The organism is Bradyrhizobium sp. sGM-13 (assembly GCF_018398875.1).
In the GTDB taxonomy this organism is placed as follows: Bacteria; Pseudomonadota; Alphaproteobacteria; order Rhizobiales; family Xanthobacteraceae; genus Bradyrhizobium.
Window position 1 is genome coordinate 1 of sequence record NZ_JAGWDK010000292.1, and the last position, 276, is coordinate 276.

1 protein-coding gene is annotated in these 276 nt (G+C 55.8%); it reads left to right on the forward strand.

Annotated elements, in window-relative coordinates:
* Window positions 1–102: 102 nt before the first annotated feature.
* Window positions 103–276, forward strand: a 174-nt coding sequence (locus KJQ96_RS39100; protein ID WP_213291231.1) for a CNNM domain-containing protein, incomplete at its 3' end; no start/stop codon positions are given.

The window sequence follows — 276 nt, forward strand, 5'->3', positions numbered from 1 at the left end:
CGTTGCATCAATGCATGCACGAGTCTTGCGGGGGGCGGCACATCACACCGAATGGATCAGCGTCGAACGGAATGGAACCGTCAATGCCCACGGGAGAAGATTATGTCCACGAGCGATGATAGTTTGATCAACATACTTGGAATCATCGCGATTATCGTACTCGTCGGTGCAAATGGTTTCTTCGTCGCGTCCGAATTTTCCCTCGTTGCGATACGCCGAAGCCGGGTAGGCCAGTTAGTCGCCGGCGGCCGCATGAATGCTCGGGCGCTGCAACGG